This window comes from Paenibacillus sp. FSL H3-0310 (assembly GCF_038002785.1).
Taxonomy (GTDB): Bacteria; Bacillota; Bacilli; order Paenibacillales; family Paenibacillaceae; genus Paenibacillus_AQ; species Paenibacillus_AQ odorifer.
The window spans coordinates 520471-530421 of sequence record NZ_JBBODC010000002.1 but is presented as its reverse complement, the minus strand read 5'-3'; the positions used below and the strand labels follow the sequence as shown (position 1 = coordinate 530421).

The 9951-nt window shown below is 46.8% G+C and carries 8 protein-coding genes and 1 riboswitch; of the genes, 2 read left to right on the top strand and 6 right to left on the bottom strand.

The window, feature by feature from the left end; translation table 11 throughout:
* Positions 1 to 119: 119 nt before the first annotated feature.
* The gene (gene serS / locus MHH63_RS21810) at positions 120 to 1409 is read right to left on the bottom strand and encodes a serine--tRNA ligase (RefSeq protein ID WP_076124541.1); all 1290 of its coding nucleotides are present in this window, start codon (positions 1407 to 1409) and stop codon (positions 120 to 122) included.
* Positions 1410 to 1810: 401 nt separating this feature from the next.
* Here serS and ssuE point away from each other — a divergent pair, with 401 nt between their 5' ends.
* The gene (gene ssuE / locus MHH63_RS21805; protein ID WP_036682586.1) at positions 1811 to 2359 is read left to right on the top strand and encodes an NADPH-dependent FMN reductase; all 549 of its coding nucleotides are present in this window, start codon (positions 1811 to 1813) and stop codon (positions 2357 to 2359) included.
* A gap of 180 nt (positions 2360 to 2539) precedes the next feature.
* Here the strand turns inward: ssuE and MHH63_RS21800 are convergent, their stop codons facing one another.
* The 5 genes from MHH63_RS21800 to MHH63_RS21780 form a co-directional block, all read right to left on the bottom strand.
* Positions 2540 to 3571: a ribonucleotide-diphosphate reductase subunit beta gene (locus MHH63_RS21800; RefSeq protein ID WP_036682584.1), complete on the bottom strand. Its 1032-nt coding sequence runs from the start codon at positions 3569 to 3571 to the stop codon at positions 2540 to 2542.
* Positions 3572 to 3574: 3 nt separating this feature from the next.
* Positions 3575 to 3733 (bottom strand): hypothetical protein, encoded by a 159-nt coding sequence (locus tag MHH63_RS21795; RefSeq protein ID WP_176462588.1) that lies wholly within the window; start codon positions 3731 to 3733, stop codon positions 3575 to 3577.
* A gap of 123 nt (positions 3734 to 3856) precedes the next feature.
* Positions 3857 to 6190, bottom strand: coding sequence for a ribonucleoside-diphosphate reductase subunit alpha (locus MHH63_RS21790; protein WP_076142084.1), 2334 nt, complete (start codon positions 6188 to 6190; stop codon positions 3857 to 3859).
* 55 nt (positions 6191 to 6245) lie between these two features.
* Positions 6246 to 6761, bottom strand: coding sequence for an anaerobic ribonucleoside-triphosphate reductase activating protein (gene nrdG, locus MHH63_RS21785; RefSeq protein ID WP_341172104.1), 516 nt, complete (start codon positions 6759 to 6761; stop codon positions 6246 to 6248).
* A complete protein-coding gene (locus MHH63_RS21780) occupies positions 6758 to 8743 on the bottom strand; it encodes an anaerobic ribonucleoside triphosphate reductase (RefSeq protein WP_339281611.1) in 1986 nt (661 codons plus the stop codon). The genes nrdG and MHH63_RS21780 overlap by 4 nt, the downstream gene beginning before the upstream one ends.
* A gap of 241 nt (positions 8744 to 8984) precedes the next feature.
* Positions 8985 to 9219, bottom strand: a riboswitch (cobalamin riboswitch).
* Positions 9220 to 9597: 378 nt separating this feature from the next.
* Here MHH63_RS21780 and MHH63_RS21775 point away from each other — a divergent pair.
* Positions 9598 to 9906 carry an MTH1187 family thiamine-binding protein gene (locus MHH63_RS21775; RefSeq protein ID WP_076124533.1) on the top strand — a complete coding sequence of 103 codons (309 nt, stop codon included), beginning with the start codon at positions 9598 to 9600 and terminating at the stop codon, positions 9904 to 9906.
* The last annotated feature ends 45 nt before the right edge of the window (positions 9907 to 9951 follow it).

Sequence of the window (9951 nt, the reverse complement as noted above, 5' to 3'; positions counted from 1 at the left end):
AGGGAAAACAATAGTGATTAGAATTATATAGAATGTATCGGAACAAAAATAATGCCCCTCCAGCTTCTTATCGAGAAGTGGAAGGGCATTTTTAATTTTAAATCTACTTGGACAACACATCACTGCTGGTGCGGAAGCTCAAGCCGTTCAATTCCATCCATATATTTACGCAGTGCCTGCGGAATGTAAATGGATCCATCCTCCAGTTGATGATTCTCCAGCAGCGGAATTAGGATCCTTGGTGTAGCCACTGCGGTGTTGTTTAGGGTGTGGCAGTATTGCAGCTTACCGTCGGCATCCCGGTAACGAATGCCCGAACGACGAGCTTGGAAATCGAGCAGGTTGGAAGCCGAGTGTGTCTCTCCGTATGCCTCTCTGCTTGGCATCCAAGTTTCGATGTCATACTGCTTATGTGTCTTCAGGGACATATCTCCTGTGCAGACAGACATGATCCGATAGGGAAGTTCCAAGAGCTGTAGAATATGCTCTGCATTCGCAAGAATCTCCTGCAGCATGCCCTCTGATACGCCCTCATCATTCCGACATAAGATAACTTGTTCAATTTTTGAGAATTGATGAACACGGTACAGGCCACGCACGTCTCGTCCCGCCGATCCTACCTCACGGCGGAAGCAGGCCGACATTCCGGCGAGTCGCATTGGCGAATCCAGTTCGACAATCTCATCGCTATACAGCGAGACAAGCGACACCTCCGATGTGCCTACCAGCCAGCGATTGTCTCCGTTTAGCTCATAGGTCTGATCCATCCCGCCGGGGAAGAAGCCCGTACGTTCCAGCGCTTCCGGACGGACAATCACGGGAACATCCATCACCGTGAACCCGCGGGCAGTTAGTACATCAATGGCCAGCCGCTGTACAGCGAGATGTAACAACAACCCTGCACCCTTCAGCACATAGCTGCGTGGGCCGCCTGCTTTGACGCCACGGGGGATATCGATGATATTGTGGAGCTCGCCTAGCTCTACATGATCACGCGGTTTAAAGCCGAATTCCGGCAACGTTCCGGTTCGTCGCAGTTCTACATTATCTTTATCATCATGGCCAATCGGTGTATCCTGCGATACAGGGTTTGGTGCGAGCAGCATGAGTTCTCCACAGCGCCGGTCTGCCTCAGTTAGTTCTGCCTCATAGAGATTCAGGCGGTTGTTCAGTTCTCTTACTTGTTCTTTAACTGCTTCTCCTGCCACGCTGTCACCCTGTCGTAAAAGTCGTTCAACCTCTTTGGTCAGCCCGTTACGCTGGGCTCTCAACTGTTCCGTATCTTGGCGCAATTCGCGCCGTTTCTCATCCCATTCCAGCAGTTCATCCAGTGGGAAGTCGACTCTTTTCCAAGCCGTAATGTTTCTTACAAGTTCCTGATTGTCTTTGATCCAGTTCATATCCAGCATACCGTTTCGCTCCTTTTTGGTTAAAAAAACGCAAAAAACGCCCTCATCCATGGGACGAGGAGCGTCAGCTCGCGGTGCCACCCAGGTTGATCGAATCTCCTTAACTGCAGGAACAATCCGACCCTCTTTGGTCTTCGCGGTAACGGGCGAAACCCGGTGAACTTAGGGAGTTGTTGTAGACTCCGGTCGCAGACGCCTCACGGTTGGATGCCGATCATTGGCCTGATTGTTGGATTTAATATTGTTGCTTATTATAACGTAAGAGTAGGAGGAGCGCAAGTGGTTATGGTTTGACAAAAATATCAATTCTACGTTAGGATTAGTATTAATTTAAAGTAATTTTGTCGGGATAATAAATAAAGCAGTGTGAGCTGCTTAAGTGGGATGGAAGAGGTGGAAAAGTGGCTAAAATTGTTGTGATTAACGGAACGCCTTCCCTGGTATCGCGTATCAATGCAGCTATAGAATATGCGGAGGCCAGCTTAACCAATCAGGGCTTCGAGGTTGAGCGTATTAACGTAGCAGAACTACCAGCGGAGGATTTGATTCACACTAAGTTTGAAAGTGAGTCTATCGTCAAAGCCAATGGCCTTGTAGCGGAAGCTGATGCGGTAATTGTGGTTAGCCCGGTTTATAAAGCTTCTTATACAGGCGTGTTGAAGACCTTTTTAGATCTGGTTCCACAAAAGGGATTGGCCGGAAAAGTTGTACTCCCGCTGTTCATGGGCGGCAGTCTTGCACATCTGCTCACAATTGATTACGCATTGAAACCTGTGTTGTCTGTACTGGGCGCGCGTTACATTCTTGGCGGCGTCTATGCCGTGGATTCTCAAGTGGTTCGTAATGATCACGGAGTGGTAGAGCTTGCTGAGGAGCTGAAGCTGCGCCTGAACGATGCATTAGATGAGCTTGCAGAAGAAACTACACATCGTGTGGAACGCAAGGCATAAGACTAAGTAGCAAGCCTTCTGTGCTTAGTGCTAATAACAAACGTATAAGCGTCTCTTTCATCCCTGATACCAGGGGAGAGGGGCGCTTTTTGCATTATATAAGCTATAGCAAAAAGGCCATCTCACTAAGAAAGTAGAGAATGGCCTCTTTTTTATATAGGGATCGTTATATATCCGGTCTTACAAATCGTCGAATCCGTTATCGTCGCCAACCTTACCATAGTTGCGGGACTTAGCTTCGAAGAAGTCAGTTTTGGTAGCATTAAGCGCATCATCGGAGAAGGGTTTGATCCAAGGCATACAGTTAACGTCAACACCTTGATAAGCTTTTTCCATACCCATCAAAGTCAGACGTTTGTTCGCTGTATATTTGATGTAGTCGCTAAGCTCGTTAAGATCAATACCACGCACGTTAGTAAGTGTGTAATAAGCCCAGTTGGTTTCGAGCTCTACCGCGCGGTCGATGGTACGGTATACGTAATCCATGTTTTCTTTGGTGTTCAGCTCAGGGAAGTCTACAAGCAGCTGCTTAAATACTTCTGCGAAGAAGTAGCAGTGCTGATTCTCGTCACGTTGAATATAAGAGATCATTTGGCTGGTTGCCATCATCTTCTGGTCACGGGCCAGATTGTAGAAGAAGGCGAAAGTGCTGTAGAAGAAAATTCCTTCCAAGATGAGATCTGCTACCAGCGCATGGAAAAAGGTCTGTCTCGTAGGGTTATCACGGAACTCTTGATAAATATCAGAGATAAACTGATTACGTTCCAGCAGGACAGGGTCTTTTTTCCAATATTCAAAAATTTCCTTCTGCTCACTCTCCGACACGATAGAGGAAAGAACATAGGAATAGGATTGGTTATGCACCACTTCTTGCTGCCCGATAATAGCGGAGATAGCTTCCAAAGAGGAATCGGTGAAATAACGCTTCACGTCGCTCACGAACATCGTCTGCATCGAATCCAGCACAGCGAGTAGGGAGATATTAATCTTAAATACGCGTTGTTCCTCGGCATCCAGCATCGGGAATTGTTGCGCATCCTTGGACATTGGAATTTCATCCGCGATCCAGTGATTAAGCAGCAGCACCTTATACAGCTTGTACATATGAGGCATGCGAATATCGTTCCAGTTCAGAATACCTGAGCATTCACCGTCGATAATGCGTGTGGATTGGTTAGGTGCTTCAGTATTAAAAATCTTTTGTAATTGCATTTCTTATCCCTCCATTTTTTGCGCTGGTAATCTTTCTTTGGTGTCTTGTTCATAGAAAGACGGTGATGGAGTAACGGAGAGGAAGTTTGGAGCTGTAGGAGCGTCAGCGTTCGCCCGAAAGCTTTCCGTAGGAAAGCTCGCATCGAAAGCATATGCTGTCATCGGATGTCATCCGCTAATAGCGGTAAAGATCTAGACCTCTGATGACAACAGCGGCCGGAAGCCCAAACATTCCTCGCAGTTACGAAATTCATCATCGTTTTTCTATTCAGGGCACTAAGATAATTAGCTAGCGCAAGATTCACACTCTTCTATAGTCAAAGCACGGCTACGCACATAATAAGTTGATTTCAAGCCGCCCTTCCAGGCATTCAGATGCAGTTCCAGGAACTCGGTAGCCTTGATGTCAGGACGGACATACAGGTTGAAGCTTTGGCCTTGATCGACGTGACGCTGGCGAGCAGAAGCCATGCGGATCGACCAGTTTTGGTCAATCGTAAATGCTGTCTTATAGTACCAGATCGTTTTGTCGGACAGATCCGGTGCTGGGTTAGCAATCTTATAAGTTGTTTTTTCTTCATAGGAAAGCAGTTCATACAGCGGATCAATGCTGGCGGTAGAGCCGGCAATAATCGATGTAGATCCATTCGGCGCAATGGCGAACATCCAAGCGTTACGTACGCCGTCCTTAGCTACTTCTTCTTGCAGCTCGCGCCATTGCTCAGTCGTTACATATTTACCTTCTTGCTCACCGCTAACATACCCGCGGGAAGTGAAGTATGCGCCAGTCTCCCAATCGGATCCAGCAAATTTCGGATAACGGCCTTTTTCACGGGCAAGCTCCATGCTCGAACGAACCAACAGGTAGTTGATATGTTCATATAAATGATTGTTATATTCTACGGCTTCATCGGATTCCCAACGAATGCCCTTGAGTGCCAATAGGTGATGCAGGCCGAATGTGCCGAGACCTACTGCGCGGTACTGGCTGTTCGTGTATTGTGCCTGCAGAACTTCAATATTATTAATGTCGATTACGTTATCAAGCATACGAACTTGGATCGGAACAAGTCTTTCTAATACGCCAGCTGGAATCGCCCGTGCTAAGTGAATCGAATTCAGGTTGCAGACTACGAAGTCGCCAGGGATTTTGGAAATAACGATCCGGGTCTGGCCATCTTTAGTTACTAATTCTTCTTGCTCAATAACTGTTGCAGACTGATTCTGCATAATTTCTGTACACAGGTTGGAGGAGAAAACCATACCTTGATGACGGTTTGGGTTGGTCCGGTTCACGGTATCGCGGTAGAACATGTACGGTGTACCTGTTTCTAGCTGTGATTTCATAATCCGTTTCATGATGTCGATCGCAGGAACAGTGATCCGGGATAATTCCAGGTTCGCTGTAGCTTCAGCATATTTTTCACGGAAAGTACCTTTGCCAAGCTCTTCATCGTAGAAATCTTCCAATCCTAGTGGACGGCCATTTTTATCTGTCCAGCCCATGACCTTTTTCACTTCATGAGGGCAGAAGAGGTTCCAATGGCTGCGCGATTCTACAGCTTCCATGAACAGGTCAGGTAGGGAGACGCCATGGAACACGTCATGTGCACGCATGCGCTCGTCACCGTTGTTCAGCTTAAGATCGAGGAAAGCGAGAATATCTTTATGGAATACATCAAGATAAACAGCTACAGCACCTTTACGTGTGCCCAACTGGTCTACGCTGACTGCTGTATTGTTCAACTGGCGAATCCAAGGGATTACGCCGGAGCTTGTGTTCTTGTGGCCACGGATATCCGAACCACGTGCTCGTACTTTTCCAAGGTAAACGCCGATGCCGCCACCCATTTTGCTTAGACGTGCTACGTCTGTATTGGAGTCAAAGATACCCTCTAGGGAATCGTCTACAGTATCAATAAAGCAGCTGGATAGTTGTCCAGCGACCTTTTTGCCGGCATTGGACATTGTAGGTGTAGCAGCAGTCATGTAGATGTTGCTCATAGCCCAATAAGCTTCTTTTACAAGCTCAAGACGTTTCTCAGCTGGCTCACGGTGCATCAGGTACATAGCAATAATCATATAACGTTCTTGTGGAAGCTCCATTACACGGCCGTCAAAATCATGCGCCAAATAACGGTCGGATAGCGTAAGCAGGCCGATATAGTCAAACAAAAGGTCGCGTGTATAATCGATACACCCGCCTAGTTCGATAATTTGTTCTTTGGTGTAATGACTTAGAAGTTCTTCGCGATAGATTCCTTTTTTCACGAGATCCGTAATTAGTGGATACAATTCACCGTAAGGCTCTTCTGGATAAGCTTTGTAGCGGCGATGAACGGCAGCTTTTTTATAAAGGGTAGTCAGAAGGGCGCGGGCAGCTGCGAACTTCCAGTTAGGCTCTTCTTTTGTTACAAGCTCTAGAGCGCTCATGGTGAAGGCATTGCTGATTTCTTCTCCGCTTACCGAGTCACGACGCAGTTTGGAATTCACTCCACGCAGCAAAGTTTCTTTATTTAGTTGATCGAGACCTTCCAGAATACGGTCAGCGTAGACGGAGAGACGGTTCTCATCAAAAGCCAGTTGGCGATTATCCGGTTTTACTACGAATTGCGGCATGGTTAGTTCATCCCTTCTTATTTCAAATTAATTTTCAATATCAAAAATTGATATATTATAGCGCAGCAGGCTGCCACAGAAAGACCTCCGAGCCGTTCATGCTGGCCGGAATGTCGATAATGCGTTGGTTGGAGCTTCCCCGGTAGAGAAGCGTAGTATCTTTCAGTTCTTCTACAAATCTTCCATCTATTAACACCTGACACTGTTTAAGTAGATTCCACTCCGGCGTACCGGGAAGGGCTGTAAGTTCTTCGTACTTATAACCACTGTAAATCCAGATTGAGAACTCTGGCAGTACAGTGCGAAGCTCATAAATGAACCCCAGCAACTCTTCTGCTGAGAAAAAAGGATCGCCGCCTGCCAGTGTCAGACCATCCAGCAAAGGGTTAGCGGCGATTTCTGCGATGATTTCATGTTGTCGTTCTAAGGTGAAGACTTCTCCATATTTAAAGTTCCATGTCTCGGGATTAAAACATCCCGGGCAACGATGGCGGCAGCCGCTGAGAAAGAGGACGGCCCGCATGCCCTCTCCCTCGTTAATCGACTCCGGATAGTAACCGCAAATATTCATAGATGCTTAACGCGATCCCGAACTTCAGCTTGTTTGGCGGCATTAAAGCGGGTCTGATAGTCGCCGGTTAAATAACCTGTAACTCTGCGCAAACGGCGGATGTGCACGTCATTCTCATGTGCGTTGCAGGAAGGACAGTTTGTCCCAATTACGCCTTCGTATCCACAGCTGGAGCAGCGGTCAATCGGATGGTTAATGCTGAAATAACTGACCTGTTGTTCGAGCGCATATTTAATGATTTTGATAAAAGCCGATGGGTTGTTGCGGGCATTGCCGTTTAATTCGACATAAGAAATAGCCCCGGCATTGCAGTATTCATGGAAAGGAGCTTCCAAGCTGATCTTCTGAGCAGCACCCAGATCGAAGTATACAGGGATGTGAAAAGAGTTCGTATAATATTCACGGTCGGTTACGCCCGGAATGGAACCCAGTACCTTGCGGTCAACTTTGGTGAATTTACCGGACAAACCTTCTGCTGGAGTTGCGAACAGGGTGATGTTAAGATCCAGTTCCTCACTTTTCCGATCGCAATAGTCCCGCATATGACGCACGATAGCCAGCGCCTTGGCATGAACTTCCATATCCTCGCCATGGTGTTTACCGTACATAGCTTTCATACATTCCGCCATACCGATGAAGCCAAGAGACAGACTGCCATGCTTCAGCAGATCGCCTACAGTGTCATCAGGTGCAAGATGTTCGCCGCCTTCCCAGACGCCTTCTCGCATCATGAAATCGGAAGCTTTAGCTTTTTGTGCGGTTTGGATGTGGAAGCGATGAAGAAGTCCTTCCAGCGCAATATCCATGTAATGATTTAGATCTTCATAGAAGCCAGCTTCGTCTGCGACGGTACGTCTGCCTGTTACTGTGCCGTGTGCCAGACCTAGCCGAACCAGATTCAGTGTATTAAAGGAAAGGTTGCCCTTCCCAGAGCAATGATTACGCCCAAAACGGTCACCGAGCACTCGGGTTCGGCAGCCCATTGTAGCGAACTCCGTATCAGGATCACTTGGATCATAATACTGCAAGTTGAGCGGAGCGTCCAGATTAGCGAAGTTTGGATATAGTCTGCGCGCAGAACATTCAGCCGCTTTTAGGAACAGTTCATAGTTAGGATCGCCTTGCTGTTGATTGATTCCTTGCTTGCATTTGAAGATTTGAATCGGGAACACTGGTGTTTCTCCGCTGCCAAGTCCGTTCATAGTTGCGGTTAGCAGAGAACTGATCACAAGCTGACCTTCTGGTGAAGTACAAGTACCGTAGTTGATGCTGGTAAACGGTATTTGTCCACCGGATCGGCTGGACATGGTATTCAGATTATGTACCATACTTTCAGCCGCTTGCAGAGTTTCGATTTCGGTTTCCTTTAGTGCAAAACGGAACGCTCTTGGATATAACTCCGCCAGATCGGTCCGGCTCATCGTAATCTCGCCCAAAGATTCATCAGCTTGTCCTTCTTCAAAATAATTCAGACCCTTGCGGAACAGCTTGGCGAAGGATTTGGTTACATAAGGTGCCAGATCATAGTCGAGTTTATTGGCGGATACACCACCATATTGAGCATTTTGCTGGGATTGGAAAATAATCGCTACCAGAGACATAGCTGTCATTATTGAGTTCGGAGGACGAACGCTGCCGTTGCCGGTATTGAAACCTTCACGGAGAAGTTTATCAAACGGGATAAAAATACAGTTCGTCGTTCCAATCGCGTATTGATCCAGATCATGCACATAGACGACATTGTCATCAATAGCCTGCACTAGCTGTGGCGGCATCGTAAAATTGCGGGCGTACCATTTTGAATATTCACTGCCGAACTTGCTCATTTTACCGGAGAAACTCTCTCCATTCAAATTGGCATTCTCGCGCAATAGGTCCATATCCCGACTGTCGATAATATCCCGGCCTAAATCAATGAGCTCTTCTAAAAGAACTTCCCGTGCATTTTCTACTCCATTAAATTGTCTCTCCAACAACGTCATTGTACAGCTCTCCTCTCAGTATAAAAGAAAAACATCTATCATCAAATCCATATATCCATAAGAAGTTGGACTGCTATAGCAGTCGTATATTTGTTCAGATTACATAAAAAAAGCATCCCCTACCCGAGGATGGCAGAAAATGCCCGATGCGTTATGTAAATATCCACACGGATATTTGCAGAGGTCTCTACGTAGATGACCGCATGCGGACACCATCCCTGTTCCTCGCAGGCATCAATAGTTGGTGTCGTCGAAACAGGTAGGTCTCCTGGCTTCCGTGGGATCTCTCGGCGCCTTCCCAAGGGTGTTCCTAACCCTCAGTGGCATTTGCCGGGAGATGTGGATTCTCAAGCTTCCCAGAAGCTTAAGAAGGCCATCCGGTTACAGTGGCGGGACCGCAGCGGATTCTCACCGCGCTTCCCTATTAAGCTCTAAATCCGGTTAAGGATCAAAGCGCCTGTCTCCACTATATTTTGTTGTCGTTAGATAAAAATAACCCAAGATGTTGTGTTTGTAAACAGTTTTTTAGAAAACCCGCGCGGGGAGCGGGTTCTTTAAAAGTACTCCACAAATGATCCACAGGCTGTCCATAAGTAATCCACAATTGATCCACAGGGAGATGCGAAATGATTCATAAATTGTCCGAAAAGATGCCACAAAGAGTCCATAAATATAGTGCAGATGACCCTAGAATTTGCTCATGAGAAAATACCCTTAGCCCAAAGTCATATTTTGGAGTAATCAGAAGAAATAGAAGAGATAAGGGAGGATAATCTTGCTTAGTTTGTGACAGAGCGGTGGAATTGTTACAATGGAAGGAGACAGCTACTATAAAATTTCGAGGAGGTATTCTCATGCCTATTGCTGAAGTTACAGTTATTCCAATTGGAACAGGCAGTACCAGTCTTAGCAGCTATGTTGCGGATATGCAGCGGGTGCTGAAGACAGTAGAAGGGATTACTTATGAACTTACGTCCATGGGGACGATCATCGAAGGGCCTCTGCAACGCATTTTTGCCGCGGTAGAAGCTTTGCATGAGTCTCCTTTTTCCGCAGGTGCAGAACGTGTCTCTACCTCACTTAAAATAGACGACCGCCGCGATAAACCCTCTACTAGCCGTGGAAAGTTAGAGTCTGTGGAGCGTAAGCTACAGGTGGATTAGCATTTTAGAAGGGCGGAAAACAGGGAGAAATAGGCTTGCGTTTCT